Consider the following 25,018-nt stretch of genomic DNA (forward strand, 5'->3'; position numbering starts at 1 on the left):
CATGGATAGAAAGGAAACGACAAAATTTCTTGGCGAGTTGCTGGAACGGCAGTATTTAAGTGGGCTGGGAAAACATTGGGCGAAAGAGGTAAACATCGATCCGGGCTCAGCACGGACGCATCGCCGGATCGACTATATGTTATTCCAGCCAGCGGGACAGTGTAATATATCGGACATCGAAAAGGGAATCTTTATCTGTTACGAAATCAAGAGTTGCAAGGCAGATGTATATAGCGGGAATGGGTTGAATTTCATCGGAGAAAAGAATTACATAGTAACCACGATGCAGTGCTATAAAGACATTAAAGAGGATTATCTAAGCGGGGCACTTGACGCACATATCCGCAGTATCGATCCAGGATCGTCGACAGAATACGGAATCATAGTGGCTATTCCAAAAACGAGAATGCTCGAAGATGAATTTCAGAATCCGACACCGCTGGATGGGAACCTGGATAAATGGAAACTGGCGATCGCCATCAAGTGTTTTGGCGGTCGCCGGAAGCGGTCGATGGTTGAACTATTGTTTTGCATGTTAAGGAGTAGACGATAAGATGAACGAGAAAGAGCATGATAGAAAATGCTGGAACTGCTGGTATGACGAATTTTGCGACTGGCATCCGGCAGGCGATGAAGATGCGTGCGAAGAATTTGTACCGGAGGAGGGCAATAGAAAATGACTGTATCGAAGGAAATAGCTGAGAAAGCAGCTCGTTATGAAAAATTAGTGAATGAGGCAAATGAACTTTTCAAGGAACTTGACGAATGGGTCAACGAAAACGGCTTTGATGGCATTTACGCACATTCGTTTGGAGTTTCGAAGGAAGTGCATGGGGAAGAACAATCGGATGGTGAATGGTGTGATCAAATCATGATATATGATGATTCTGGAAACGGCACATATTATTATCCTATTGAGGGAAGCAATATGTATATGTACGTTAAATATTCGTTTTGAGAAAGGAAGCCAGTGATGAATTTATACAGGAGGAAGAAGAGTGAAGAATTCTGAAAACAATAAAACAACCAACTTTCTGACTGAACGATTGACGGAAGATGCAGGAAAAGCATTCGCCCCGGCGCGGTATAGTCTGAGAAGTGGAAACGATGCCATTGTAAATCCGTATAAAACATATGATCTGTTTTATGAGATTACATTTAGAGTAATTCAGAAGCTGGGAGTATATGAGAGCATTGGAACACCGGAGGAGTGCCTGGAAGCAATGCAGACAGCTAGAGCGTGTCAGGTACAGTATCTTGATAACATAAAAGAGCCACTGGAACCATTGAAGATAAGTAGTGCATTGAAAAGCGAGCTGCTTAAGCTACAGCTCAGAAAAGCGGAAAAACCGGAAGATATTAGCATACTGGACTATACGATTATTGCAGCTTTAAAAGAGGCGTTAGAAAAAAGAATGCCAGAGGAGAACGAGGGCGATGATTAACGGAGAATTGATAGTAGATAACTTTGCTGGGGGCGGCGGGGCAAGCACCGGCATCGAAGAAGCGACAGGGTACTGTGTAGATATCGCGATCAACCATGATCCAGAGGCGATCAAGATGCATAAGGCAAACCACCCGTACACGAAGCATTACTGCGAGGATGTGTGGCAGGTAGATCCGGTCAAAGTATGTGGCGGGCATCCGGTGGCGCTGGCGTGGTTTTCTCCAGATTGTAAGCATTTCAGCAAAGCAAAGGGCGGGAAGCCAAAGGACAAGTTTATTCGCGGTCTGGCGTGGGTTGCTGCCGCTGGGCAGGACTGGTACGTCCACGCGTGATAATGTTGGAGAATGTCGAAGAGTTTAAGACGTGGGGACCGCTGGGGCGTCGGAAGCATCCGATCAAGGCAAAGCAGGGAAAAACGTTTCATAAATTTATCCAGCAGCTTACTGATTTGGGATACGAAGTGCAGTTCCGGGAGCTGGTGGCGGCAGATTATGGAGCTCCTACCATGCGGAAGCGGTTCTTTCTGATTGCGCGATGCGATGGCAAGCCGATCGCATGGGCGCGACGTACCCACGGACCGGCAGACAGCCCGGAGGTAAAAGCTGGCTTGCTGAAACCTTATGTGGGGGCGTATACACAGCTGGATTTTTCACTCCCGTGTCCGAGCATCTTCGATAGCACCGAAGAAATTAAAGAAAAGTACGGAATCCGGGCGGTGCGTCCGCTGGCGAAGAAGACAATGGATCGCATTGCCCGTGGAATCAAGAAATTCATTCTGGATAACCCGGAGCCGTTCTTGATCCAGTGCAATCACGGCGGCGAACGTAAACCGGGGGATATCCGGCAGCCAATGCCGACAATTACCGGAAAGCATGGTTTTGGAGTAGTGGCACCGATACTGATTCAGTACCATTCGGAAACGACGCAAAATGAAACGCGTGGTCAAGGAATAGAAGATCCGCTTATGACGGTAGATGGTTCGAACAGATACGGTCTTGTTACATCGTTTATCAGCAAATTCTATAAGAGCGGTATCGGACAAGATATAAGGGAGCCATTACATACAGTGACGACCTCCCCGGGGCATTTTGGAGAGGTGCGGGCGTTTTTGACGAAGTATTACGGTGTCGGTACTGGGCAGGACATAAAAGCGCCGCTTGATACTATCACAGCGCAGGATCGTTTCGGGCTGGTAACCATATATGGCACTGAATATCAGATTGTGGATATCGGACTGCGGATGCTGGAACCGAAAGAGCTGTACGGTTGCCAGGGATTCCCGGACGACTACATCATCGACCGGGATTGCGACGGGAAGCCTTATCCGAGAGCGGAGCAGGTGCGACGCTGTGGAAATGCTGTGTGTCCGCCGATACCTATGGCACTGGTGCGGGCGAATCTGAAAGAGTTATGCGTTGCGAAGCGGCTGCCGAACTGCCGGGCGGATCGTCTGGGCGAGGATGCGGGCGGGCAGTTAAGGTTCGCGTAGATTTGAGGGAAGCGTTTTCTGCGCGAAGCGGGCGCTTCCTTTTTGCATCCTTTTGGTGTATGATAAAAAATATTATAGTTACACAGAAGAAAAAAGCGTAGTAGAAAAACTGCATTGAATTAAGGCGTTTTTTGTTATATTTTGAAAGAATAGTAAAATGAGGTAAGAGTAATGAAAAAGAAAGTGTGGGCAAAGAAAATAGGAACCTTTTTATTAATTGCAATTTCTATTGTGGGTTTTCCATTTGTGCTGGAATTTGTTTTATATAAGACACCTGTAATAAGTCAATTTACGAACGAAACATGGTTTTCGTTTATGGCATCTTATGTTGGAGCGATAGCAACATTTGTGGTTTTGAGGATTACGTTAAAAGAGAATCAGAAAGCTGTAGAAGATGAGAAAAGAAGATTAAGAAGAAATTATGAAATTGAAAAGGAAATTAGTGAGGCAAAAGATATTCAAAAGGTTTTGTTGTTGGATAAATATGATTTTTTGAATATGAATACTTTGGTTATTGATTTTATGAAGTTTAGGAAAGATATGTATGATATACAATTTAAAATAAGAGAGTTTCAATTTGATGAAAAAGGGCAAACGGCACGAGATAAGTATTTTATGAACTTATGGTTTTTGGAACGTTATTATACTTTTTATTTTGCAGAAGAGAAAAGACCGAAAGAAAACGACAGAGAAGGATGGATAAAATATGTGAATTCTATAGAAGAGAAAACAACAGAATGGAGTCATAATGCAATGTTAAAGCGAAAAAAAATTATGGATTTATACAAAGAGTATGTTGATGAAATGAAGCGAAAAGAATTTGGGTAAAATCATAAAGAAAATATTTTGAAAAAGGGGATTGTTGTTAAATGATTGGCAACAGCCTCTTTTTTAATCCTCAAAAATCCAAACGTGCAGAGAACCCCTCCCGCCCCACCATGATAAAATAATGGCAGAATGCCAGAAATAAGGGAAGTGATAGACATGAATCTGAATGCAGCGATGCGGAAGCTCCAGAGGGCTATTCTCGTTCGAACCGGTTTAGTAGTGAAAATTGGGACGAGCCAGTTTCACAGCAAGGACCAGAACCGTATGATTACGATGTATTCACTGACAACGCCAGTGCTGCAGGAGAACCGGCGGGGAGAATGGAGGATGAAGGATTATGAGATTATTCGGACGGCATCGCAGATTGATATTGTCATGACGCTTCGGGAAATCTGGACGCAGTTAGAGGGCTGGGCTTGAGCTTGGGACGGGACAGTACGATGGAAGAGGGTGGATAGATGAAGCTGACGCCGAAGCAGAAAGCTTTTGCGGATAATTACATAGAGAATGGAGGGAATGCTTCTGCAGCGGCGCGGGACGCAGGATACAGGGAACGGGCGGCGGGGTCGATGGGAGCGGAGAACCTGAAAAAGCCGCAGATAGCCGCCTATATAGCCGAGCGGCAGGAGAAAATAGATTCCGACCGCATCTGTACGCTGAAAGAGATCCAGGAGCTTCGGAGCAGAGTGGTGCGTGGGGAGGAGAAGGATCAGTTTGGTCTGGATCTCTCCGTAGCGGATCGGTTAAAGGCTGCGAATGATTTGGAAAAGGCGTTATCCATCAAGGAGCAGCAGGAAGCGCTTCGCAAAGCAAAAGAGGAAGCCAGGGCTGCGGGAGAATACCACATTGATTTGGATGTGATTGCGGATGTATTCCATCCGTTGATTCGCGATGTGAGACGTGGAAAGCATACAGAATATATTCTTCCCGGTGGGCGTGGTTCGACCAAGTCCTCGGGAATTTCGTGTATAATTCCGGAGCTGATAAAGAATCATCCAAGTATGCACGCGCTGATTCTCCGCAAGGTGGGGAATACGATAAAAGATTCTGTGTTCGCTCAAATGAAATGGGCGATCGCGAAGCTGGGATTGGAAGAGGAGTTTCGGTTTAAGACATCCCCGTTTGAAATCACGTATATGCCAACTGGCCAGAAGATATATTTCCGCGGGGCGGATGATCCGCTGAAAATTAAATCGATTAAGCCGGAGTTTGGATATATCGGTATTCTCTGGCTGGAGGAGCTGGATCAGTTTGCGGGACCGGAAGAGGTCAGAAGTATTCAGCAGTCCGCCATCCGAGGCGGTGATGAGGCATACCGCTTTAAATCCTTTAACCCGCCGCGCAGTAAAATAAACTGGGCGAATCAGTATGTGGAGGAGGCGGAGTTTAAGGATCCGGAGGCGTTGGTCTGCCGAAGTACTTACAAAGATGTCCCGGCGGAATGGCTGGGCGAACAGTTTGTGAACGACGCCGAGCATCTGAAAGAAGTAAATCCGGATGCATATGAGAATGAGTATATGGGTCATGCGAACGGAAATGGAGGCAACGTGTTCGAATTTGTAGAGGTGCGGGCAATCACAGATGAAGAAATCAGTCATATGGATCGACTCTACTGCGGTGTAGACTTCGGATGGTACCCGGATTCGTTTTGCTATCTGCGGACGTACTACGATGCCGCCAGGGAAACAATCTACCTTTTGGACGAACTCTATGTGACGAAGTGGAGCAATGCCAAAACGGCGGGATGGATCAAGAAAAAAGGGTACGATGACTACGTTATGATATGTGATTCTGCCGAGCCGAAGTCAATCAATGATTTCCGGGATGCGGGTCTTCCTGCCCGCGGGGCGGAGAAGGGGCCTGGCAGTGTTGAATACGGATTTAAGTTTTTACAGACAAAGAAAATTGTCATTGACCCGAACCGGACACCGAACGCACACAGAGAGATTACCCGCTATGAGTATGACCGGGATAAGGAAGGAAATATAATAAGCGGCTATCCGGACAGGGACGATCATGCGATTTCAGCGCTGCGTTACGCATATGAACCTCTGTTCAACCGGAGAGGAAACAGTGCATAGTTGTATGGGTGAAAATAGATGGGATTAATAGAGACAATAAAAAGGTGGATAGGGATGATTTTCAAGAAACAGGCAGAGGATGAGTTTAAGATTAAGTCCGTAGTATCTCCGGAGATGGATCGAGAGCTGAAATGCTGTGCGGGTATTTATGCTGGAAAACCTCCGTGGCTTAGTAAAAATAACAGAATCCGGACTGTGAACTTTGCTAAGTCAATTTGTTCAGAGACTGCCAGACTGACAACCTTGGCAATCGGGATCCAGATTGAGGGTAGCGCGCGGGCGAATTGGCTGCAAGAGCAGATTGATAAGGTGTATTTCCAGATTCGTCACTGGGTTGAATTTGGCTGTGCCTACGGAACCTTGTTTGTAAAGTCGAACGGGGAAGGGCTGGACATATTTACGCCGGAAGATGTTATTCTGGTAGATTATGATAACCAGAGCATTAAAGGACTGGTTTTCCGTGATACATACACGGAAGGGGATAAATTTTATACAAGGCTTGAGTATCATCGCTTTGTAGAGGTATGGCAGGACGGAAAACGTGTGTGTCCGTATTATATCAGCAATCGAGCATACGTTTCCAAATCGGCAGATGACATTGGGAAAAAGATTGCATTGGAAAAAACCAAGTGGGCGGATATGATGGAGGATACACCACCAATATTGAAAGCAAACGGGGAGCGGCTGGATGGCCCGATGTTTGGCGTGTTCCGTACACCGCAGGCAAACAATATCGATTTATCTTCTCCAATGGGACTGCCAATGTATGTGGAAGCAATCGAGGAGTTGCGCGATCTGGATGTAGCGTACAGCCGGAATGCCGGGGAGATATTTGACAGTGAGAAAATTGTGCTGGCAGACGATCGCCTGATGATGCCGGATGGAATGAATATCAAGGGCAGAACGGCGATTGAATTGGAAAAGCAGCGGGAGGAAATGAAGCTGCCGCACTATGTGAAAAACGTGTTCGGCTCGGATTCAAAGGATTTTTATCATGAAATCAATCCGCAGCTTAACACGAAAGAACGTCTTTCTGGTATCAATGCCCTGCTGTCTCAGATAGGCTATAAGGCCGGGTACAGCAACGGATATTTTGTATTCAACGAGAAAACAGGAATGGTAACGGCAACGCAGGTGGAGGCGGATGACCGGCGGACGATCCAGCTGATAAAAGATATGCGGGACAAGCTCCAGGACTGCTTGAATGGTGCGATTTATGCATTGAGTGTGTATGCGGACCTGAACGGCTTGGCACCGGCTGGGCTGTATGAAGTGACGTATGACTTCGGAGACATAACCTACAATCGTGAAGAGGACCGGGCGCGCTGGTGGCAGTATGTTATGCAAGGAAAAGTGCCGGCATGGGTCTACTTCCAGAAATTTGAAGGAATGTCCGAAGAGGATGCGAAAGCAATGGTAGAGGAAGCACAGCCAAAAGAACCAACGCTGTTTGGGGAAGAGTAAAAGGATGCAATAGAGGAAGTGAGGGCGGCAATGCTTAGACCGGCATATTTGGCGGCGATTGCGGAAGGAAGCGAACAGATCGCTTCGGAGCTGCATGATTATATTGTACAAGCCATTGTGGGGCGGATGATGGAGCGCATCGGCAGAGGAGAAAAATATCTGCTGACTTCGGCGGACCGCTGGCGGATCCAGATCTTGCAGGATGCTGGGGAGTTGCTGGAGAATATAACGGCGGAGCTTGCACTGTATACAAGAAAGCAAATACAAGAGATTCGTTTGGCAATGGAAGAGGCGGGAGTGAAAGCGCTGGAAGCGGATGATTTGATATACAGTGCTGCCGGTCTGTCTACGGTACCACTGTGGGAGTCTCCAGCGTTGGTTCGGCTGATGGAGCGGAATATGAATGCATCGTTGGGTGAATGGAAGAACTACACCCGCACGACGGCAGAAGAGGCACAACGGCTCTATATAACAGAATGTGATAAAGCATATAACCATGTTATGAGCGGTGCAGTTGCGTATACTCAGGCAGTGAGAGAAGCGGTTGAAACGATATCTTCTGCGGGAGTGGCAGTGAAATATCCAAGCGGGCATACGGATACGCTGGAAACTGCGACAGCGCGGGCAGTTCGCACCGGGATCGCGCAGGCAACCGGGGACATATCCTTGAAGCGCATGGAAGAAATGGACTGGGATATTATTCTAGTATCTGCACATATTGGAGCCAGAACCGGAGACGGCGGGCAGAATCCTGGTAATCATTTGTGGTGGCAGGGGCAGTTTTATAGCAGGAATGGAACAGACAAACGCTTTCCTCCGTTTTCGCAAACGGGGTACGGAACAGGAGAAGGGCTGTGCGGTTGGAACTGCCGTCATAGTTTTGGCTGCGGCGACGGTGTCCATAATCCATATAAAGACATTCAAACCGAAGATAATGTCCGGATGGAGAAGCTGGAGAAGCGCCAGAGGGAGCTGGAACGCCGTGTTCGGAAGACCAAACGTGCGGTGATGGGGATGCAGACGGCAGTTGAGCAGTGTCAGGACGAGGCTGCAAAGTTCGCCCTGCAGCAGGAACTGGATCGGAAGTCGTATCTTCTGCAAAGGCAGAACCAGGCATATCAGGATTTTTGCAAGTACAATAGCCTACGTCCTCTTTTGGAACGCTTGAAGATAGCCAGATGGAGCAGGGAACAGGCGGCAAAAGCCAGAGGAGCGGCAAGACGGTATCAGAATGCGAAAAGAATATGATAACAGAAATCAATAAAAAGTAATTGTAGAGATGTGAAACGTGGGGGGAATGGATTGGGGAAAAACATGATAAAATGGCAGTATGTTGGAGGGGAGAAGAATGATAAAGAATGGATGGGTATGCTGCAGAATATGCGGCAACAAGACCCGGACAAAAATTCGGCCAGATACGGAAGCAGTAAATCTTCCAGTATTTTGCCCGGTATGTAAAAACCAGAGCATTGTAGATATTGTAAAAGGGAATGTTTTTTATATGCAGAGCCAGACGCATGACGCAGAGCCGAACGAGTAAGAAATTCTTACAAGTTTAGACTCTGCGTTTTCTATATGTTGGGTAGACTCCTTTCATGTTTGTGTGCGCCCTTAAAAGAAATCCCCAGCTAGGGGAGAGGTTGAAAAGCGGATGCAATTTCCGGCGCACACTTGCAACGCAAGTTGCACATACGTTATCATTTGTACCCCCTGTTGTGCCAAGCATAGCACATGAAAGAAAATGCTAACCGGCCTGTGCCGGTTTAGGACCGTTAGCTCAGTGGGTTAGAGCACCCGGCTCATAACCGGATGGTCCGGGGTTCAAGTCCCTGACGGCCCAGACCATATGTTTAAATATTAAGGAGGATGAGAATGGAGAACTATGAACAGATCCTTAAGGGAGTAGGGATTGAAATTCCCGAAGACAAAAAGGCAGATCTGAAAAAGAAGATGGAAGAAAACTACAGCACAAAAGAAGATTATGACCAGGCGGTAAAAAAGAGAGATGAGTATAAGACATCGCTGGAACAGGTACAGGGAAAATTAGACGGCTTTAAAGATGTGGATGTAGATGATTTGAAAGGGCAGATTCAGAAGCTTACCACAGACTTGGCAGATGAGAAGAAAGCCAGAGCAGAAGATGCCCGTAAGGTAGAGGTAGAAAAGACAGTCAATTCGTTTCTTGCCTCAAAGGATGAAAAAGGGGAAAAGCGGTATTGTTTTCTCAATGACATTACTGAAAATCATTTTCGGGATGCTCTTGTAGCGGAACTGGACAAGGATTCGGCAAAAGGAAAATCTATTGCTGATATTTTCAAAGGAATGGTAACGGATGATGAGGGAAAACAGAAGCCGGGAATTTTTGTAGATAAAGCGCAGGCAAACAGTGCCAAATTTACGGTTCCTGTCAACAAGGATAAACCGGCGGGCGGACATAAATATACGATGACGGAGGTCATGCGTATGAAGAATGAAAACCCAGATCTTGACATTGACTCTTATATCAATGCCTGACGGCACTGTACAAACCAACAAACCGCGATAAGGTAGAAAGGACAAGCAATGGCATTATTTGATTTAAAGAATTTCAACGGCGAAGTGTTTGGGCGGTATGTAGATACTGTTCCGAATCTGAACAGAAACCAGCTTTTAAAATCTGGAGCAATTATTGAGAAAAGCCAGTATGCAGCGATGCTCCCGGATCAGACAGGAGGAAACTATATTACTGTACCGATTAAAGCACGTATCGGCGGTACACCGGATAACTACGATGGTTCGACGGATATCAAGTCGGATTCCCGTGATACGTACACGCAGGGGCGTATCGTAGTGGGTCGTGCTCACGGATGGACCGAGAAAGATTTTTCATCGGATATTACCGGAGAAGATTTCCTTCCAGCAGCGGGAGAGGTTGCGGAATACTGGGATGGCGTGGATCAGGTTACACTGTTAGCAACGCTGAAAGGTGTGTTTGGTATGACTGGAACCGAGAATGTGAAGTTTGTTACCGCTCATACCTATGACGTATCGGAGAATGCAACGGAGTGCGGATTTAAGGAGATCACTCTGAATAATGCAATTCAGAAGGCACTGGGAGACAATAAAGCGAAATTCAGTTTGGCAATTATGCATTCCAAAATCGCGACGGATCTGGAGAACTTAAAGCTTCTGGCGTATATGAAGTATACCGACAAAGATGGTGTTGAAAGAGATCTTACGATAGCTACACTGAACGGAAGAATCGTACTGGTTGATGATAATATGCCGACAGAGGCAGTCGAAGCGAAGTATGTTAAGGCAGTACAGACGGATCCAGGCGCACTGAAAGTAACCACAGACGGAACAGGAACGGGTGAAATCAAGAAAGCAACGGTTTCGACTGATATTCCGGATGCGGCAGAGGGAGATTATGTAAAACTTCTTCCGGCAGGAACGGTATATACAACGTATGTTCTGGGAGCGGGTGCAATTGAATATACAAACTGTGGCGTAAAATATCCGTATGAGATGGATCGTAATCCGAAAACCAACGGTGGCGAAGATACCCTGTATTCCCGCCAGAGAAAGATTTTTTCTCCGTATGGAATCAGCTTCAAACGCCCGTCGTTTGTCTCCCCGACGGATGCTCAGTTATCAACTGGTTCAAACTGGGAGCTTGCAAATAATAATGCAAGTTCCGGAACAAAGTATTTCCCGTCGAAAGCGATCCCGATCGCACAGATTAAAACCAGAGGTTAAGGAGGTTCCGGCATGGCATATGCAGATTATGAGTTTTATGGAAAAAATTATTTCGGCAATGTCGTGCCGGAAGCAGATTTTCCCAGACTTTCGGAGCGGGCATCGGATTGGCTGGATACAGTAACTTTCGATCGTTTGGTTGACGGTCTGCCGAGTGATGAGAGAACCCAGAAACGTATTCAGAAGGCAGTCTGCGCTCTTTCAGAAACATTGTATCAGATAGAGCAGGCAGAGAAACAGGCTATGCAGATAGTCGCTTCGGGAGTTTCAACGGGCGAGAGTGGTGCTGATAACAGAATGGGTGTGATAACATCCCGATCCGCTGGAACGGAATCAATTTCGTATGCGACCCCTCAGCAGCTCGGAAGTGCCGCGAAAGAGTGGAGCGCTCTCTATGCCGCTGCGGGGGATGTGAGCAAAACGAATGATCTGCTCCTCAAAACAGCGCTTCCGCTGCTGATGGGAGTAAGAACAGACGATGGGATACCAATTTTATATGCGGGGGTGTGAGTATGAAATGCAGACAGTGCGGAAAAGAACTCAAGCCACATTGGAGTACTGATATTTGTCTTGAATGTTCAAGAAAAAATGTGAAAAAGATATTCAGAGAAAATCCCGAAATAAAGCAGGCATTCCGTGAAACTATTGAAGAACTTAAAAAGCCTGAAAATGTTGAGAAAATGGCTAAAAATACAGCCAATTTTATGAATGTTGTTCAGGCGTTAAGAGGTGGTAAATGATGGACATTTCAACATTAGGTTCATGCATAGCAATCGTTATGATCTGCTACATCGTAGGAATGGGCTGTAAAGCATCAAAAAGAATCTCCGATGAATGGATCCCGGTGATTATGGCGGTTATTGGTGGAATTCTCGGAGCAGTCGGGATGGGAGTTATCCCAGATTTTCCGGCAACGGACTACATCACGGCAGTAGCGGTCGGTATGTTCAATGGTCTGGCGGCAACAGGCGTGAACCAGTTATACAAACAGAGCAAGAAAGCGTAGTTGAATGGGCGGACGAGGTGCTTCGAGCGGTATAAGCGATAAGGGTAATTCTTACGGCAGCCAGTATCACACCGTCTTGAAAAGCGGAAACATAAAATTTGTGGAAGCAAATGACAGGCACTCAGAAAGCCTGTTTGAAACTCAGACAAAAGGTCGTGTATATGCAACAGTGGGCGGAAATGATCTTCTGAAAATCATATATTACGACCGACAAAATAAAAGAGCAAAACAAATTGACCTCGACCATAAACACAAGGGGATGCAACCTCATATCCATCATGGATACTATCATAATGAAAATGATAGTGCTAAAGGAGCCAGTCACTTGACTTCTTCTGAAAAGAAAATGGTTGAGAGGGTAAAACAGATATGGTACAATCATATAAACAGAAAGCATTAGTTTAAACGAACAAAAACAGTGTGATCAGCACATGATTCCCATAAAGGGATGCTTTTTGCCAGCAAGTGTCGTATACCCTGGTGATTACGCCTTGATGGAGGAGAGTTCGGTTCAACTCCGAACACTTGCCGAATGAGAGATATCATATCAGAAATGATGTGGTATCTCTTTTTTGTTATACGGAGGTAAAGATGGGCGGACGCGGCGGAAACAGCGGAATGGCTGGAAAAAGTACGGGATTTTCGTACAAACGGGGGAACAGAACTGTAACGGTGCAACGAACAGCGGCAGGAGTTACTCTTGTGGATGGAAGACCGAGCAAGGTTGATTTTAACACATTGCGTAAAAATATGAGTCAAAAAGATGGGTTTAAAAATTTGACAGATTCAGATCTGAGGAAAGCACGCGAAAGACGATATGAAAATCAAAAGCATGATTATGAAGTTCTTCCGAATGGAGAACGTGGAAAAGGTAAAACAGTATATCGTCCGCGTAGAACGAGGTAATCAATGGCGAATAAGGAAAGCAGTATTGCATATGAAAATCTAAACCGCCGGATCTTTCCTGGTGCTGGTGAATACGGCATACCGCGCTTAGAAGCGGAGACCTTTGATGGAAACTGTGAGTTTGTGGGATTCAATTATGCCCGCGGTAATTGCCGGAATCCAGAGAAAAAAGCAGTTCATTTCTTTATTGACGATTATCAATTCGATGCTCTATGGCGCAACGTGGATCGCTATGTGGACAAGCTGAGGCAGTTTCAGTATGTTTTGACGCCAGATTTCAGCACCTACACCGATTTCCCTAAAGCTATCCAGATATACAACCATTACCGTAAGCATTGGGTAGGTGCATACTTGCAGGAGTATGGCTGCCGAGTAATCCCGACGATCTCATGGAGCACACCAGAATCCTATGCATGGTGCTTCGATGGGGAGCCAAAGGGCGGCACACTGGCGGTTTCTTCGGTCGGATGCATGAACAGTGCAGAAAAAAGAAGTCTGTTTTTATCTGGGTACGCGGCGATGGTTGAGCGGTTACATCCGGAGACAATCATCTTTTACGGCAGTGTACCGGAGGAGTGCAAAGGAAATATTGTCCGGGTGCGGGCATTTAGCGATAAATTCAAGGAGGCGGTATGTGATGGGTGGTAATTATGTATAGTGATACGGTTACAGTATTTTGTTATTACGAGTCATCGGACGAGGCCATCTGGTACCCATATGTCTTGTCGGGTGTAGATTTGAATATGGATCGGGGTGCAATCTTGAAAAAATATGGTCCAGGCAGTACGGACAACACACAGCTTCATATCGAATATCAGGAGCAGGATGGTAGCAAGCTGATCCGGACGGCAGCAGGATTCTTCCTTCCGTGGCTTCCGCCAAAGAGTTGGAAAAGGCAGGAGGCGGAAGAAAGGGCAGCCAGTATCACGTTTGGCAATGATGATTTTTTCATAGCTGGAGAATGGGAGGCAGGTGCCGTGAATGATGCTGATTACCCGGATGGTTTTTATCAGTATCTGAATGCGGAACGGGATACTGCTTTAAGATATCCAGTGTGGGCGGACCGTACAGCCTGATCCCGCACTTTGAAATTCTAGGAAAGTAGGTGGACGACATCGCCAGAAGGAGTAAAAGAGGTGCTATGAAAAGCTTCTCTACCGTCAAGGGAAATGTTCACATAACATTGGATATGTCGCGGTTTAAGCGACAGTTTCAGAGGGCACAATATCAGCTTGATGGGGCTGTTATGGAAAGTATGGTTCCATTTATGCCGATGATTACCGGAAGTTTTATAAATACAACCCGCGCGGCTAGTGCGGCGGTGCAAGGCAGCGGTGTTGTATATGCTGCCTATGGTCTGCAGGGGCGATTCTTGTATGAAGGAAAAGGCATGGTAGATGAGCAAACCGGCAGCCCCTGGGCGCGTAGGGGAGCGAAGAAGGTTTTGGTCAGCCAATATGGCGGAAAGACACGGGCAAAGGAACGGCTGGAATATACGAGGCAGGCGCATCCGAAAGCGCAAGCGGAGTGGTTTGAAGCAGCCAAGAAGGCAGATGAAAAGGCATGGATTCACCTGGTAAAAGAAACAGCGGGAGGTGGTAAACGTGGCTAATGTATTGCAACCGATAGGAACAGATGCGAGTGGTTATGAGGTACTGACGGCGGCGATCCAGGAGCTTTTGAATCAGTATCCGGGTCTGCCACAGGGAGAACGGATTAAGTTTGAAGAGCTGGAAAAAGACAAAGGAATTGCTTTTTCAGCGGACAGCGGTGCCTTGATTTATGAGGAGAATGAGGATGTGATAGGGAACATCTTTCAAACCTGTCAGTTTCCGTTCTATGTTGTATACCGGACGGCATCCGATCGGGAACGACGTAAACTATCGGCTCAGAGCTTTCTAGACGGGCTTGGAAAATGGCTCTGCCGGGAAAAGGTTGTGTTAAATGATAAAGAATATCGTTTGACTGAATATCCAAAGCTCTCCCAAGAGAGAAAGATAACAAGAATTGTGCGGGAAAATGCATATGGCTTGGAACCGCAGGAAAATGGTGTACAGGATTGGGTTCTTCCGGTATCTGTACGATACAGTAATGAAATATTAGAGCCAGACGCATGACGCAGAGCCAGGATCAATTTGATTTGAGGCTCTGTTTTTTTATTCAAGAAGGAGGACGTTATGAGCAAATTAACAAGAGGTGCTTACAGAACATTTCTGGATGCGGCATTTGGTGGTACTGGAACGCCTAAATGGTGGAGACTGGGAAAGTACACCGATGATTTAAGCGTTAATCTGAATCCGGATGTTTCATCCAATAAGAATGTCTGGGACGAATCATATGTTGAGGACAACGGTTATGAACCGTCGATCGAATCGACCACTTACTATGCGGATCCGACCGATCCGATTTATCCGAAACTGCGAGATATGGCAATGAACCGGTTAAAGGGTGATGATTGCAGAACAACGATTCTGGAAGTGATTGTAGAGGATACCGCAGCGGCAAAACACAGGGCATGGAAAGAGGATGTTGTGGTGAAGCCGGAAGAGTACGGCGGCAATACATCGGGCTTTCAGATCCCGTTCAGTATTCATTTTGATGGAAACCGGAAGGAAGGTTCTGTCACGATCGCGGATGGCGCTCTCACGTGGGATGATGCCAAGGTAGGAGAATAAGGGAAGGTGTAACAGATGGGAAATGTAATTCAGATTGATGATGGCAGTAAGGTATACGATATTACGAATATGCGTGGGGAACTTTTGGGACAGTTCAAATTTATTCCATCTGATTTCGATCTTATCCGGCGTTATGATGAGACGGTTTCTGCTTTTGAGCAGATGTCCGAGGAGATCAAGGGGAAAAAAGATGCACCGATTTCCTATGTAATGGAATTGGATAAGCGTATCGGAGAACAGGTGGATTATCTGTTTAATGCGCCGGTGGCGAAAAGCTTCTTTTCGATTACCTCCCCGTTCACGATGCTGGACAGCGGGCAGTTCTTTGTTGAGAATGTGCTGAACGCCGTGAAGGGGATCATTGAGCAGGAGAGAAATGTAAAGCTGGAAGCGGTGCAGGCTCATGTTCAGAAATACACGCAGAAATACAAAACGGGTCCGGGCGGCTATATTGCCCCGGTAAAATAGTGTTTACCTGGGATCTTCCGCAGACGCTGGAAGTTGGCGGGGGAATGTATGAAATTCGGACAGATTTCCGCCCGGCTCTGGATATCTTGGTGGCATTCAATGATCCAGAGCTGCCGGAGGAAAACAAAATCCAGGTAATGATGGAGATTCTGTTTGTAGAGCTTCCACCGGAGGAGTACCTGAATGAAGCCGTAGAACGGGCGTATTGGTATCTGGATTGCGGGAAACGAAGTGATGGAAAGGCTGGTCCCAGAGTCATGGATTGGGAGCAGGATGCATCCATGATTTTTCCGGCGATTAATAAGGTGGCAGGATATGAGCTGAGAAATCCCCAACGCTATACGCATTGGTGGACGTTTGCGGGGTATTTTGACGAAATAGATGAAGGGACCTTTTCGCAGGTTCTTGCCATACGCCAGAAGCGTGCAAAAGGGAAGAAGCTAGAAAAATGGGAAGAAGAGTTTCTTCATGAACATCGTTCACTTGTGATTTTGGAAAATAAGACATCGGAGGAAGAACAGAAACGGATTGCGGCAGAAGAGGCGGCGGTCGATGCGTTATTTAAGGGGGTGTACTGATAGATGGCGGACGGAACCATAGTAATTGATACAGCGATCCGGAAAGATGGGTTTGATGCCGGAATTAATGAGATAGAACAGGCACTGGACGGCGCATCGGCGCAGTTTCATGATTATGGGGATTCTGTTCAGAAGTTCATCGATGACTATATGAACGGAGCCGGACAGGCATCTCGGTACACGAACGAATTAAAGCAGCAGGTTGAAACGCTGAAAGAGCAGTTGAAAGAGCTTGAAGGGAAAGGACAGTGGTTTGGAGACAGCGAATACGATGAGAAGTATTTGCAATATCAGAAACTTCTGCAGGCGGCAAAGGATTATAAAAGAGAAATTGTAAGCCCTACACCAGACGCAAAGATGTTTAATTCGAGCACCCTTGAAGGACAGATTGAAAAGCTGAGCGGCGATTTGATGAGACTGCGCAACAGCGGAAAGGGATTTGGGGATGAGACTTTCGATGCGACGGCGACCGCGCTGAAACGAGCCCAGCAGTCACTTGCAGATTATCAAAAAGAACTGTTTAAGACAGATGAGCAGCGGCAGAAAGAGGCAGAAACAGCTAGGAAGCAGGAAGAAGCGCAGCGGCGTGTGAATGAGAGGCTGGAGGAAGCGCGGCAAAAGGAAGCCGCCGCCGCTCAGGAAGCTGCCCGGCTTTCGGCGATCGGTGAGAATGCTAAAATTTCGAATCGACGCATCGTGTCCCTCAATAAGGAACTGGCTGCCCTGGAGGCACGACAAAAGGAACTGTCAAAAGCGGGCGTAGGGCCGGGATACAAAGAATATGACAGCAACGCCCGGAAAATAAGGAGGCTTAGGGAAGAACTGAGCCGTTACCAGAGCGGCGCAAAGGCATCTGAAAAGCAGACTAAGAAACTGAATAAATCCTTGGATAATACCAAGAAATCGGCGGGTGGCGCCCGGATGAGCATGAAACGGATGTTGATGATGTCTCTGATGTTTTCAACGGTGTTCCGTGCACTATCTGCAGTTGCTTCGGGGTTAAAGTCCGGTACGGATAACCTGGCGCAGTATTCGGATGATACAAATCGGGCGCTCTCTATGCTGGTGTCTGCCCTGACCCAGTTGAAAAACAGTTTTGCAACTGCATTTTCTCCGGCGATCGAGTATGCGGCACCGGTACTGACAAAAATGATTTCACTTTTGTCGGAAGCGGTTACGTGGGCAGCACAGTTGGCGGCTGCTTTGACGGGCAAGGACACATATACGCGGGCAACTAAGGTAGAAGAGGATTACGGCGCCGCTCTGAAGGAGAGCAACCAACAGTTAAAGGATAAGGAGAAACTGAATAAAAAGCTGCTGTTTAGCTTTGATGAACTGATACAAGTGCAGAAGAACAGCAGTGATACAAAAGATTATGTCGGACCAACACCGGATCAGATGTTCAAAACGGAGGAAGTTCCGAATGAAATGAAGGATCTGGCTGCGGATATAAAAAAGACATTCTCTGATTTGTTTGACCCGCTGAAAGAGTCGTGGAAAGAAAATGGTCCGGAAGTGACGGAGGCTGTTAAAGCGGCTTTTACGGCGATGAAGCAGCTGGCGGGGGATGTCGGGGCTTCCTTTATGCAGGTCTGGAATATGGAAGGATATGGGAAACGTATCACGGATGATCTGCTGATTACGGTTGCCAACCTGGCATGGACGGTCGCTAATCTGGCTACACAGTTGGATGCAGCATGGGTGGCAGGCGATACCGGCACAAACATCATGCGGCATCTGGGAGATATCATTTTAGAAATCACAGGCTTTTTCCGTGATGCATCGCAGAGTATGAAAGACTGGTCGGCAGATTTGGACTTTTCTCCGTTACTTACCAGTTTTGATGCAGTTTTGGCGGCACTGGGACCGGTGGTAGGAGACATTGGCGACGCGTTGCTGTGGTTATTGAATAAATGCCTTCTCCCGTTGGCAAAATGGGGGCTTGAATCAGGGCTTCCGGCGGTATTTGACCTGATAGCGGCGGCGCTGACGGCATTACATAGTGTGCTCATGGCAGCAGAACCGACATTCGACTGGATGTGGAATGATTTCTTCCAGCCGATTGGGCAATGGACAGGTGAGTTAATCATCGGAGCACTCCAGAAGCTTACGCAGGCGCTTTTTAGGTTTTCAGACTGGGCATCTCAGCATAAGAGTACGATTCAAGCGCTTACGGAGGTTGTAATCATGTTCTTTGCGGCATGGGCGGTCACAACGCTGGTTTCTCATGTTGGATTGATGATCGCGAATCTTGGGAAGCTGATTGGCGTTCTGGCAACGACCAATATCAAATTCTTGGCGATTGTGACGGTTCTGACAGCAGTTGCAGGGCTGGCAATGAAAGTGGCTCAGGCGTGGACAAAAATGACACCAGGAGAGCGGCTGGCGACGAAGATCATCGCGGTAGCTGGTGCGATTGCATTGGTGGTAGCGGCGATCGGAGCGTTGACCTCCAATTATGTGATGCTTGGTGTGGCGATGGCGGTTGCGGGAATCGCAGGATTGGGAATTTCCAGTATTGTGAGCAGTGCAAATTCCAGAAGCGGAAACAGCCGACCGAATACAGCATCTGCATATCAGAATGCGAACCGGGCAGTTTCTTACGCGAGCGCACCGTTCAGGATGCCTCGTCTGGCAACTGGTACGGTGGTACCGCCGAGAGCGGGTGAGTTCGCTGCTATCTTAGGAGACAATAAACGGGAAACTGAGGTGGTATCTCCGCTTAGCACGATGAAACAGGCTTTGAAAGAGGCACTGGAGGAATCTGGAGCAATCGGCGGCGGAAGAGATATTCATATAGATTTGATACTGAACGGGCAGAGATTTGCCAGTGCAGTATATAAGGCGAACAATCAGGAAAGACAGCGTGTAGGAGTAAGGATGGTGCAACAGAATGCCTAAGAATGGAAATGGAGTATTTGAGATTGACGGAATGACGTTTCGGTTATGGGTTAAAGAGCTGAAACGCTCTTTCAAAGTAACCGATACGGATAATTCTGGGCGGTTGAAAGATTACAGTATGTATCGGGACATTGCAGGTACCTTTTACAATTACACGCTGACGCTGGATCCGGATCGGAGCAATCGGGCTGATTACGATAGTTTTTATGAGATCGTGTCAGCGCCGAAAGCCTCTCATCATATGGTGTTTCCATATGGCCAGGGGACCTTGGAGTTCGAAGCGTATGTAACCAGCGGAGATGATAGTTTGAAGATGCAGGGGACGGATAACGGACATATCAATAAATGGTCGGGTCTGTCGCTGAATTTTATAGCCATGAAACCGAAAAGGAGACCGTGATGGGAGAAGGACTGAAGATTGTATATGACGATGTGGCGCCATATGCGAAAGAAAATAGCACTCCGCAGATTGTAAAAGCAGGATTGCGCCCTCATAAAGGACTTTTCCCGCGGGCGGGGTTGGTGCCGGCAGCGACAACCGTAGAACGAGAGTTCTTGGATCTACGCCGGGATGATTTGACCTATCCCGGTTACGCGCTTTGTTATCCTGGCTTTTCGCTGCTGGATGGAAACTATATCAATATGCCAGCTCCGGCAGTTGATTACGGATATATTTCGGATGAATGGTCGGATGCGGACGGTAATTTTGGATGGAGATATAGCAGAAAAGGGCTCACACCTCAAAAAGGGCTGTACCCGCGAACATTTCTATACCCAGCACCTGGCGGAAGTACCTGGATGGATATGCCAGCACTGACGATCAGTTTCAACGGGAAGTTTTCAAGTGTAGGTATTCTTCTTACGTTCAATTTGCTGTCGGGAGATTATGCGCGGAAGCTCAATATTAAATGGTATGCAGATGATACTCTGCTTTCAAATAAGGATTTTGAGCCGGACAGTGCGAGATATTTCTGTAGCAATTATGTGCTACGGTACAACAAGATTGTACTGACATTCCAAAGTACATCAAAACCATACCGCCCGGTATTCCTTACCCGCATTGATTACGGAATCTATCGTGATTTCCTTTCAGATGAGTTGCTTGAAACGGATTGCTTGCAGGAGATCAATGCGATTTCAGAGAGTATCAGCATTAATACGCTGTCATTTACTGTTCGGGCTAAGAATAATATTCCGTTCGATCTGCAGAAAAAGCAGAGATTGGGATTGTACTTCGACGGCCGCTTGTTGGGAAATTTTTATTTGAAGAGCGGCGCCAGAAAGAACCGGATCGATTATTATATGGACACACACGATGCACTGGGGATTCTGGATGGTAATGAATATCATGGAGGGATCTGCTCGGCTGTGAAAGTAGATACGGTACTGCAAGAAATATTTGCCGGGGAAGATTTTGGGTATACATTGGATGAGTCCTATAAGGATGTTACGCTGACAGGGTACATTCCGTATACGAGCAAGCGAAATGCGCTGGTGCAGGTGGCATTTGCCATTGGTGCGATCGTAGACACGTCTTACGGAGATTGTGTGCGGATTTATCCGCAGCCACAGGAAGTAACGGGAATTTTTGATAATTCGAACACGTTTGATGGATTGACCCTGGAGCATAGCGACATAGTAACCGGAATCCGGCTGACCGTTCACAGCTATGCGGAGACGGATGAGGAGGAAGAGCTATACAAGGAAGCACTGAATGGAACCGCGGAGATTGTATTTTCGGAACCGCATCATAGCCTCTCGATCCTCGGCGGCGCTTTGGAAGAGAGTGGAGCCAATTATGCGATCATAACAGGAACAGGAGCCGTTATTACACTGACTGGGAAAAAATACGGTCATTCGACATCCCAGTTATCGAAAGATAATCCGGATATTATTTACAACAAAAATATTAAAGAGGTAACGGATGCAACTCTCATAAATCCAGAAAATGGACCGGCGGCACTGGAACGTATTTATGAATATTACCAGCGGGCAGAGAGCGTTGTTGGCGATGTGCTTCTGGAAGAGGACAAGCAGTTGGGACAGAAAGTGCAGATTGACACCGGCTACGACGGCATCCGCACAGGAGTAATAGAAAGCATTGATCCGAGTTTTGCAACAGGAATAAGAGCGAGGATAAGCATACATGAGTGAGATTCTTGACAGTTTGATATTTGACCGGGTACAGGAAGATTTAGATAACCTGACGTGGAAAGCGTATATTGATTATTCTGATTTGAACCGTATTGAGGGGGCTATAAAATGGGTTTCTTATGTGCTGAATCGGTATGGCTATAAAAATATGACACATAATAAGCTGAATTGGAAAATGAATGACTTCCGGACAGAGAAAGAGATGAAGCGCCTGCGGGATAATATAGCAGCTATCCGGGCGGCTTATTATACCCCAGACAGTACACCGCTTACGCCGGAAAGAATTACATACACATCCATTTATCAGGCAAATGCGATCGAACGAATTATTTATGATATTGGCACATTGATTGAAACCTCTTCACCGGGAATGCAGCATTTAAGCTTCAGGCTGGGAAGTGGCAAGCATTAGGGAACAGGAGCGTGACAATATGAATTTAAAGACGGATTATAAAAATGATATCTTTTCTGGAAAACGAAAATATCATATGACCAATAATGATGATGGAACAATTTCTCTGGATGATGTAACTACCTATGTGCAGGAGGGGGATATTCTTTCGGCAGATGATGTGAATGCAACCAATAAGGCCGTGAACGAGCTGCGGACGGGGAGTGATTCGTTTCAAGAGGAGATCACAGAAAAGGTTAAAGCTGTTTCGGAAACGGCAGATGCATTGACAGGAGAGGCGCTTCTGACGTTCAAGAGTTCCGGATGGAGCGATACAGCGCCATACACACAGAAGGTTACATTTGCAGGAATAAAAGAAAAAGATATTCCCGTATATGGTTTGCGCTTGACCGGCACACTGTCAAATGTGACGGTAGAAGCCCAGAAACTTGCATGGGGTTACGTAGACCGGATTGCATCGGGAAACGGTGATGTAACGGCATATTGTTACAGCAAAAAGCCAATGACAGATATTACAGTATCGGCGAAAGGGGTAAAACATGGCTGATGGAATTTTGTTAAAGCATGGTGCCGGTGTGGATAATACGGATTTGACCGCGGTATCGGGGGATGTCCTGGAAGGAGAGAAGTTCTTGGGAGCTGACAGCAAGGAAGCGCAGATGGGAGCGATGAAACGGATAACGGCGGTTGATAAGTCAATGACCGTCAATGAGACTTACAACATCCCTGCTGGATATCATGCTGGTACGGATTCTTTCCATCAGTCAGGGATTCCAGTTGAGGATGGTCCGCAGATTGATCCAGGCAGCGGTGGAATTACTGTAAATGTAAAAGGAAAATACCTGCAGAGTAATGCAGTTCTTATGTCGGTGGAGAACCTACGACCAGAAGTGATAAAGTACGGGGTTCAAATCGGAGATATTACGGGAAATTATCAAGGATTTCCAGATGAGGAGGGGTAACGGTGGATGGATTGCTGGATATGGTGGTGCAGAGCGCAGATTTTGATGCGCTGACAGCGACACCGGAAATGGTATTGGAAAAGAAAAAATTCATTGGTCCAGATGGCGCTATCAGTGTAGGTACAATGCCTGATAGGGGTTCCCCTACGATTTCCCTTCCCTTGAATGGAACAGCGTCAATACCGGCAGGAAAATACAGTGGAGGAAAGGTTACGCAGAATATCCCGGCAATGGGAGGTTATACAATCTATCCGACCAGTAAGGAACAGCAGATTCCAACAAAAGGGGTCTATATGGGTGGAAACATCATCGTTCCCAAGCTGAGCAATCTGGTGCCGGAGAATATCAAAGAAGGGGAATACGTCGGCGGCGTCGGGCCGGGAACCTGGAAAGGGTTTGTGGTGAATGATCCGTATACGCTGTATTATCGGGGAACGTTTGGCCCGGGGCAGAGTATAAAAATACTTAAATCATACAGCAATTCACATACGGTGAATCCTACATATGAAGAAAAGTATATTTACTTAGCGCCTGATGGACGTTTGACGGAACAGTTTTGCAGATTTAATCCTATTGATATAACGGGAAAGAAAACATTAATAATTGAATATACGGTTTATTTGAAAGCGATAGCATACAATACTTGCTATATGAAGCCGTTTTTAACTACGTTTGATCCAGATGATGGAAGTGGGGGGCGATTGGATGTTCTCGGAGATAAAAATTTGTTGGGAATAACGACGTTAGGAAGAGATACTAAATATACGGCGCCAACCGCTGTAAGTGGTGATGGAGCTCATGATGGTGATCAAATAGAAAGTCTTCGGGTGGATGTATCATCTTTTTCACGAACGGTATATCTTTCCTTGTATGTATCTATGACAAAATATGAGAAGTATGCTTGGTTTAAAATTCATAGCATAAAATTCGAATAAAGGAGAAATCAATATGGGAATGAATGATAAACACAATTACGATCCAACAAAATGGGTAGACAACAGCGAACCGGATATTGATGCAGAACATTTGAATAAAATTGAATCAGCGCTGCAAGAATACGGTGTCAGCATTGATGAGCTGGCGGCAGCAGGGGGTACCGCCGCGAAAGTCAAGGCTACCGATACATACGGTTTGGTAGTGAGTGCCTTAGGGGAGAGTACCGCGCAGGCGCTGATTGACGCGATCGCCAATAAGGTTATGAATGAGCTCATCAACAAAAATAAGATTGTAAACAACCTTCTGGCAACGGATGCCTCCACCGTTCTGGCGGGAACGCAGGGCGCGGCGCTGGATAAAAGGCTGGTGGCGGCAGAGAAAGCGGTTACTCAGTTAAATAGCGACCTGAAAGTTCTCTATTACGGTGCTATTGTCGGGACTGAGGATTCCGTGGTTCCAAGTAATACTCAAACTGTCGCTTATTCCTTTAATGTAGATGCTGGCGTATATATTGCCTTCGCTAATATTCGATGGAGTTCGAATGCAAAGGGATCTCGGCACATTGGATTTGCAGAAAAAACAACTGAAGCTTTTGCAGACATGAACGCGCACTATAGTATTGTTGCTCCGAGCACCGATGGAATGACCTTTCAGAATCTGGCCGTTATTTTGAAATATGAAAATCCGGCACATGTAGACATCAGAGTTCAGCAGTTTTCAGGGGGTGATTTAAAAATTCGAACTCGTTTATCTTTATTAAAAGTAAAATAATCGTAATTTAACCTAATAACAATTTACCGAAGCTTTCACACTCGTGGTTTATTGGTCAACCGGTTATCCAGGCGCATATCTTTCTCAAGAATATACACATTATATTGGTAATAGGCGTGCCATTCAGAATTACAATGCGGATGCAACAGTTTGGAAAAAGTATGAATTTCAAATTACCATGAAATAGCGACCTGGGAAAACA

At 46.4% G+C, this 25,018-nt stretch carries 34 protein-coding genes and 1 tRNA gene; all 35 read left to right on the forward strand.

The annotated features are described in order from the left end of the window. The first annotated feature begins 1 nt into the window (after window position 1). The 35 genes from DW085_RS02880 (at window position 2) to DW085_RS03040 (ending at window position 24,816) form a co-directional block, all read left to right on the forward strand. Entirely contained in the window at window positions 2-553 is a 552-nt protein-coding gene (locus tag DW085_RS02880; protein ID WP_118491273.1) for a hypothetical protein, read from the forward strand. Window position 554: 1 nt separating this feature from the next. After that, window positions 555-680, forward strand: coding sequence for a hypothetical protein (locus DW085_RS20135; protein WP_284525700.1), 126 nt, complete (start codon window positions 555-557; stop codon window positions 678-680). Then, window positions 677-958, forward strand: a complete 282-nt coding sequence (locus DW085_RS02885; protein WP_118491275.1) for a hypothetical protein — start codon at window positions 677-679, stop codon at window positions 956-958. Before DW085_RS20135 ends, DW085_RS02885 begins: the two co-directional genes overlap by 4 nt. A 40-nt stretch (window positions 959-998) precedes the next feature. Further along, complete coding sequence (locus tag DW085_RS02890; RefSeq protein WP_118491277.1) at window positions 999-1,445, forward strand: hypothetical protein; 447 nt, start codon at window positions 999-1,001, stop codon at window positions 1,443-1,445. Next, window positions 1,438-1,779, forward strand: coding sequence for a DNA cytosine methyltransferase (locus tag DW085_RS20345; RefSeq protein ID WP_347474954.1), 342 nt, complete (start codon window positions 1,438-1,440; stop codon window positions 1,777-1,779). The genes DW085_RS02890 and DW085_RS20345 overlap by 8 nt, the downstream gene beginning before the upstream one ends. Before the next feature lie 2 nt (window positions 1,780-1,781). After that, the gene (locus DW085_RS02895) at window positions 1,782-2,936 is read left to right on the forward strand and encodes a DNA cytosine methyltransferase (RefSeq protein ID WP_347474955.1); all 1,155 of its coding nucleotides are present in this window, start codon (window positions 1,782-1,784) and stop codon (window positions 2,934-2,936) included. 171 nt (window positions 2,937-3,107) lie between these two features. Further along, entirely contained in the window at window positions 3,108-3,764 is a 657-nt protein-coding gene (locus DW085_RS02900) for a hypothetical protein (protein WP_118491279.1), read from the forward strand. Window positions 3,765-3,920: 156 nt separating this feature from the next. Further along, window positions 3,921-4,184 (forward strand): hypothetical protein, encoded by a 264-nt coding sequence (locus DW085_RS02905; protein WP_118491281.1) that lies wholly within the window; start codon window positions 3,921-3,923, stop codon window positions 4,182-4,184. Between the two features lie 38 nt (window positions 4,185-4,222). Next, on the forward strand, window positions 4,223-5,845 hold the full coding sequence (locus tag DW085_RS02910; RefSeq protein WP_118491283.1) for a PBSX family phage terminase large subunit: 1,623 nt from the start codon (window positions 4,223-4,225) through the stop codon (window positions 5,843-5,845). A 54-nt stretch (window positions 5,846-5,899) separates the two neighbouring features. Beyond that, entirely contained in the window at window positions 5,900-7,309 is a 1,410-nt protein-coding gene (locus DW085_RS02915; protein WP_243033901.1) for a hypothetical protein, read from the forward strand. Between the two features lie 30 nt (window positions 7,310-7,339). Then, window positions 7,340-8,557 (forward strand): phage minor capsid protein, encoded by a 1,218-nt coding sequence (locus DW085_RS02920; protein WP_118491287.1) that lies wholly within the window; start codon window positions 7,340-7,342, stop codon window positions 8,555-8,557. A 100-nt stretch (window positions 8,558-8,657) separates the two neighbouring features. After that, window positions 8,658-8,849 (forward strand): cysteine-rich KTR domain-containing protein, encoded by a 192-nt coding sequence (locus DW085_RS02925; protein ID WP_118472720.1) that lies wholly within the window; start codon window positions 8,658-8,660, stop codon window positions 8,847-8,849. Between the two features lie 226 nt (window positions 8,850-9,075). Further along, window positions 9,076-9,149: transfer RNA gene (locus tag DW085_RS02930), tRNA-Ile, on the forward strand. A gap of 32 nt (window positions 9,150-9,181) precedes the next feature. Next, window positions 9,182-9,823, forward strand: coding sequence for a hypothetical protein (locus DW085_RS02935; RefSeq protein WP_118491289.1), 642 nt, complete (start codon window positions 9,182-9,184; stop codon window positions 9,821-9,823). Between the two features lie 48 nt (window positions 9,824-9,871). After that, window positions 9,872-11,047 (forward strand): phage coat protein, encoded by a 1,176-nt coding sequence (locus tag DW085_RS02940; RefSeq protein WP_118491291.1) that lies wholly within the window; start codon window positions 9,872-9,874, stop codon window positions 11,045-11,047. 12 nt (window positions 11,048-11,059) lie between these two features. After that, window positions 11,060-11,557, forward strand: a complete 498-nt coding sequence (locus tag DW085_RS02945) for a hypothetical protein (protein ID WP_118491292.1) — start codon at window positions 11,060-11,062, stop codon at window positions 11,555-11,557. A 2-nt stretch (window positions 11,558-11,559) separates the two neighbouring features. Continuing rightward, window positions 11,560-11,787: a hypothetical protein gene (locus tag DW085_RS02950; RefSeq protein WP_118491293.1), complete on the forward strand. Its 228-nt coding sequence runs from the start codon at window positions 11,560-11,562 to the stop codon at window positions 11,785-11,787. Beyond that, the gene (locus DW085_RS02955; protein ID WP_333491334.1) at window positions 11,784-12,053 is read left to right on the forward strand and encodes a phage holin family protein; all 270 of its coding nucleotides are present in this window, start codon (window positions 11,784-11,786) and stop codon (window positions 12,051-12,053) included. The genes DW085_RS02950 and DW085_RS02955 overlap by 4 nt, the downstream gene beginning before the upstream one ends. Before the next feature lie 4 nt (window positions 12,054-12,057). Beyond that, window positions 12,058-12,453: a hypothetical protein gene (locus DW085_RS02960; protein WP_118491295.1), complete on the forward strand. Its 396-nt coding sequence runs from the start codon at window positions 12,058-12,060 to the stop codon at window positions 12,451-12,453. A gap of 302 nt (window positions 12,454-12,755) precedes the next feature. Beyond that, window positions 12,756-12,959: a hypothetical protein gene (locus tag DW085_RS18890; protein WP_147353922.1), complete on the forward strand. Its 204-nt coding sequence runs from the start codon at window positions 12,756-12,758 to the stop codon at window positions 12,957-12,959. Window positions 12,960-12,962: 3 nt separating this feature from the next. Beyond that, window positions 12,963-13,607 carry a DUF4417 domain-containing protein gene (locus DW085_RS02970; RefSeq protein ID WP_118491299.1) on the forward strand — a complete coding sequence of 215 codons (645 nt, stop codon included), beginning with the start codon at window positions 12,963-12,965 and terminating at the stop codon, window positions 13,605-13,607. Further along, window positions 13,601-14,035, forward strand: coding sequence for a hypothetical protein (locus tag DW085_RS02975; protein WP_243033902.1), 435 nt, complete (start codon window positions 13,601-13,603; stop codon window positions 14,033-14,035). The genes DW085_RS02970 and DW085_RS02975 overlap by 7 nt, the downstream gene beginning before the upstream one ends. A gap of 170 nt (window positions 14,036-14,205) precedes the next feature. Then, window positions 14,206-14,571 carry a hypothetical protein gene (locus DW085_RS02980; RefSeq protein WP_243033903.1) on the forward strand — a complete coding sequence of 122 codons (366 nt, stop codon included), beginning with the start codon at window positions 14,206-14,208 and terminating at the stop codon, window positions 14,569-14,571. Next, window positions 14,564-15,076 (forward strand): hypothetical protein, encoded by a 513-nt coding sequence (locus DW085_RS02985; protein WP_118491301.1) that lies wholly within the window; start codon window positions 14,564-14,566, stop codon window positions 15,074-15,076. Before DW085_RS02980 ends, DW085_RS02985 begins: the two co-directional genes overlap by 8 nt. Window positions 15,077-15,136: 60 nt before the next feature. After that, on the forward strand, window positions 15,137-15,634 hold the full coding sequence (locus DW085_RS02990) for a hypothetical protein (protein WP_118472732.1): 498 nt from the start codon (window positions 15,137-15,139) through the stop codon (window positions 15,632-15,634). A gap of 15 nt (window positions 15,635-15,649) precedes the next feature. After that, window positions 15,650-16,102, forward strand: a complete 453-nt coding sequence (locus DW085_RS02995; RefSeq protein WP_118472733.1) for a hypothetical protein — start codon at window positions 15,650-15,652, stop codon at window positions 16,100-16,102. Then, window positions 16,102-16,680, forward strand: a complete 579-nt coding sequence (locus tag DW085_RS03000; RefSeq protein ID WP_284525701.1) for a Gp15 family bacteriophage protein — start codon at window positions 16,102-16,104, stop codon at window positions 16,678-16,680. The genes DW085_RS02995 and DW085_RS03000 overlap by 1 nt, the downstream gene beginning before the upstream one ends. A gap of 3 nt (window positions 16,681-16,683) precedes the next feature. Beyond that, window positions 16,684-19,581 carry a hypothetical protein gene (locus DW085_RS03005; protein WP_118491305.1) on the forward strand — a complete coding sequence of 966 codons (2,898 nt, stop codon included), beginning with the start codon at window positions 16,684-16,686 and terminating at the stop codon, window positions 19,579-19,581. Then, window positions 19,574-19,981, forward strand: a complete 408-nt coding sequence (locus DW085_RS03010; protein WP_118491307.1) for a hypothetical protein — start codon at window positions 19,574-19,576, stop codon at window positions 19,979-19,981. Before DW085_RS03005 ends, DW085_RS03010 begins: the two co-directional genes overlap by 8 nt. Continuing rightward, entirely contained in the window at window positions 19,981-21,735 is a 1,755-nt protein-coding gene (locus DW085_RS03015; protein WP_243033904.1) for a hypothetical protein, read from the forward strand. The genes DW085_RS03010 and DW085_RS03015 overlap by 1 nt, the downstream gene beginning before the upstream one ends. Beyond that, window positions 21,728-22,147 carry a hypothetical protein gene (locus DW085_RS03020; protein WP_347474957.1) on the forward strand — a complete coding sequence of 140 codons (420 nt, stop codon included), beginning with the start codon at window positions 21,728-21,730 and terminating at the stop codon, window positions 22,145-22,147. Before DW085_RS03015 ends, DW085_RS03020 begins: the two co-directional genes overlap by 8 nt. Before the next feature lie 19 nt (window positions 22,148-22,166). Then, window positions 22,167-22,694, forward strand: coding sequence for a hypothetical protein (locus DW085_RS03025; protein WP_118491309.1), 528 nt, complete (start codon window positions 22,167-22,169; stop codon window positions 22,692-22,694). Then, window positions 22,687-23,109, forward strand: coding sequence for a hypothetical protein (locus DW085_RS03030; RefSeq protein ID WP_118472739.1), 423 nt, complete (start codon window positions 22,687-22,689; stop codon window positions 23,107-23,109). The genes DW085_RS03025 and DW085_RS03030 overlap by 8 nt, the downstream gene beginning before the upstream one ends. Before the next feature lie 2 nt (window positions 23,110-23,111). Continuing rightward, complete coding sequence (locus DW085_RS03035; protein ID WP_118491311.1) at window positions 23,112-24,044, forward strand: hypothetical protein; 933 nt, start codon at window positions 23,112-23,114, stop codon at window positions 24,042-24,044. A gap of 13 nt (window positions 24,045-24,057) precedes the next feature. Continuing rightward, window positions 24,058-24,816: a hypothetical protein gene (locus DW085_RS03040; RefSeq protein ID WP_118491313.1), complete on the forward strand. Its 759-nt coding sequence runs from the start codon at window positions 24,058-24,060 to the stop codon at window positions 24,814-24,816. The last annotated feature ends 202 nt before the right edge of the window (window positions 24,817-25,018 follow it).

The organism is Clostridium sp. AF50-3, assembly GCF_003477445.1.
GTDB classification, from domain to species: domain Bacteria; phylum Bacillota; class Clostridia; order Lachnospirales; family Lachnospiraceae; genus Otoolea; species Otoolea fessa.

Coding starts and splice junctions, on each gene's coding strand:
- DW085_RS02960 (WP_118491295.1), top strand. CDS start 12,058: ATGGGCGGACGAGGTGCTTCGAGCGGTATAAGCGATAAGGGTAATTCT.
- DW085_RS03025 (WP_118491309.1), top strand. CDS start 22,167: ATGAATTTAAAGACGGATTATAAAAATGATATCTTTTCTGGAAAACGA.
- DW085_RS02885 (WP_118491275.1), top strand. CDS start 677: ATGACTGTATCGAAGGAAATAGCTGAGAAAGCAGCTCGTTATGAAAAA.
- DW085_RS02970 (WP_118491299.1), top strand. CDS start 12,963: ATGGCGAATAAGGAAAGCAGTATTGCATATGAAAATCTAAACCGCCGG.
- DW085_RS03010 (WP_118491307.1), top strand. CDS start 19,574: ATGCCTAAGAATGGAAATGGAGTATTTGAGATTGACGGAATGACGTTT.
- DW085_RS02995 (WP_118472733.1), top strand. CDS start 15,650: ATGGGAAATGTAATTCAGATTGATGATGGCAGTAAGGTATACGATATT.
- DW085_RS20345 (WP_347474954.1), top strand. CDS start 1,438: ATGATTAACGGAGAATTGATAGTAGATAACTTTGCTGGGGGCGGCGGG.
- DW085_RS02945 (WP_118491292.1), top strand. CDS start 11,060: ATGGCATATGCAGATTATGAGTTTTATGGAAAAAATTATTTCGGCAAT.
- DW085_RS02940 (WP_118491291.1), top strand. CDS start 9,872: ATGGCATTATTTGATTTAAAGAATTTCAACGGCGAAGTGTTTGGGCGG.
- DW085_RS02915 (WP_243033901.1), top strand. CDS start 5,900: ATGATTTTCAAGAAACAGGCAGAGGATGAGTTTAAGATTAAGTCCGTA.
- DW085_RS02880 (WP_118491273.1), top strand. CDS start 2: ATGGATAGAAAGGAAACGACAAAATTTCTTGGCGAGTTGCTGGAACGG.
- DW085_RS02910 (WP_118491283.1), top strand. CDS start 4,223: ATGAAGCTGACGCCGAAGCAGAAAGCTTTTGCGGATAATTACATAGAG.
- DW085_RS02935 (WP_118491289.1), top strand. CDS start 9,182: ATGGAGAACTATGAACAGATCCTTAAGGGAGTAGGGATTGAAATTCCC.
- DW085_RS02905 (WP_118491281.1), top strand. CDS start 3,921: ATGAATCTGAATGCAGCGATGCGGAAGCTCCAGAGGGCTATTCTCGTT.
- DW085_RS02920 (WP_118491287.1), top strand. CDS start 7,340: ATGCTTAGACCGGCATATTTGGCGGCGATTGCGGAAGGAAGCGAACAG.
- DW085_RS03030 (WP_118472739.1), top strand. CDS start 22,687: ATGGCTGATGGAATTTTGTTAAAGCATGGTGCCGGTGTGGATAATACG.
- DW085_RS03040 (WP_118491313.1), top strand. CDS start 24,058: ATGGGAATGAATGATAAACACAATTACGATCCAACAAAATGGGTAGAC.
- DW085_RS02955 (WP_333491334.1), top strand. CDS start 11,784: ATGATGGACATTTCAACATTAGGTTCATGCATAGCAATCGTTATGATC.
- DW085_RS02895 (WP_347474955.1), top strand. CDS start 1,782: ATGTTGGAGAATGTCGAAGAGTTTAAGACGTGGGGACCGCTGGGGCGT.
- DW085_RS03005 (WP_118491305.1), top strand. CDS start 16,684: ATGGCGGACGGAACCATAGTAATTGATACAGCGATCCGGAAAGATGGG.
- DW085_RS02950 (WP_118491293.1), top strand. CDS start 11,560: ATGAAATGCAGACAGTGCGGAAAAGAACTCAAGCCACATTGGAGTACT.
- DW085_RS03020 (WP_347474957.1), top strand. CDS start 21,728: ATGAGTGAGATTCTTGACAGTTTGATATTTGACCGGGTACAGGAAGAT.
- DW085_RS02900 (WP_118491279.1), top strand. CDS start 3,108: ATGAAAAAGAAAGTGTGGGCAAAGAAAATAGGAACCTTTTTATTAATT.
- DW085_RS02925 (WP_118472720.1), top strand. CDS start 8,658: ATGATAAAGAATGGATGGGTATGCTGCAGAATATGCGGCAACAAGACC.
- DW085_RS03015 (WP_243033904.1), top strand. CDS start 19,981: ATGGGAGAAGGACTGAAGATTGTATATGACGATGTGGCGCCATATGCG.
- DW085_RS20135 (WP_284525700.1), top strand. CDS start 555: ATGAACGAGAAAGAGCATGATAGAAAATGCTGGAACTGCTGGTATGAC.
- DW085_RS02990 (WP_118472732.1), top strand. CDS start 15,137: ATGAGCAAATTAACAAGAGGTGCTTACAGAACATTTCTGGATGCGGCA.
- DW085_RS02980 (WP_243033903.1), top strand. CDS start 14,206: ATGGAAAGTATGGTTCCATTTATGCCGATGATTACCGGAAGTTTTATA.